The sequence below is a fragment of the Saccharopolyspora elongata genome (genome assembly GCF_004348985.1).
Classification (GTDB): domain Bacteria; phylum Actinomycetota; class Actinomycetes; order Mycobacteriales; family Pseudonocardiaceae; genus Saccharopolyspora; species Saccharopolyspora elongata.
The window spans coordinates 1-751 of sequence record NZ_SMKW01000246.1; the positions used below are offsets into that span (position 1 = coordinate 1).

Here is a 751-nt window from a genome sequence, read left to right on the forward strand (position 1 = left end):
GAACGATCGTGTAGCCGCGGATGTGTCCCTGCCGTTCCAGCCGCTCGATGCGCTGGCGCACCGCGTTGCGGGACAGCAGGACTCGATGGGCCAACTCGGCGTGGGAGATCCGGGCGTTGCGGGAGAGTTCGGCAATGATCTTCTCGTCGATGGCGTCCACAGCAGGTGATCTCCTTCGAGCTGAGTTCGCCGGACTCCGCCGGTGTCAGCGGTTCCGTGCGGCGAGGCCGCCAGCAGGGGTCATGCCGGTGCAGGCAGCGCCGTTTCGTCCAGCAGCATCTTGGCCAGCATTTCCGGCGAAGCGACGGATGCGATCGCTCCGGCGGCGTCGGCGGCATCACCGTAGCCCCACTGCACGTGGATCGTGGGTGTGCCTTCCGCGGCAGCGCTTTCCACGTCGTAACCTCGATCACCAATCATGAGCGGTCTGGAGACATCGACACCGCGGGCTCGGAGCCGGAGCAGGCATTCCCGGATCACCGCTTGCTTGGTCTCGCGCCCCGCCGCATCGGATGTGCCGCACACCGTCAGCAGGCGGGTTGCCAGTCCGTGGTGTCGCGTGATCCGGTCAGCTTGGTCTTCCACCTTGGAGGTCGCCACCGCCATCGGGAATCCGGCTGCGGTCAGCTTGTCCAGCAGCTCGGGAATGCCTTCGTACGGGCGGCTGTCCAGTGCGCCGTTCTCGGCGTAGTCCGCTCGATAGACCTGGAGGGCACGCCTGGCGGTCGGTTCGTCGAGACCGAGCACGTTC

2 protein-coding genes are annotated in these 751 nt (G+C 66.6%); both read right to left on the reverse strand.

Features of this window, described 5'->3' with window-relative positions:
* A partial coding sequence (locus E1288_RS50710; protein WP_132495759.1) for an AsnC family transcriptional regulator occupies positions 1-160 on the reverse strand: 160 nt, incomplete at its 3' end.
* An 80-nt stretch (positions 161-240) separates the two neighbouring features.
* Positions 241-751: HAD hydrolase-like protein (locus E1288_RS46535; RefSeq protein ID WP_132495763.1), on the reverse strand; the 511-nt coding region annotated here is incomplete at its 5' end.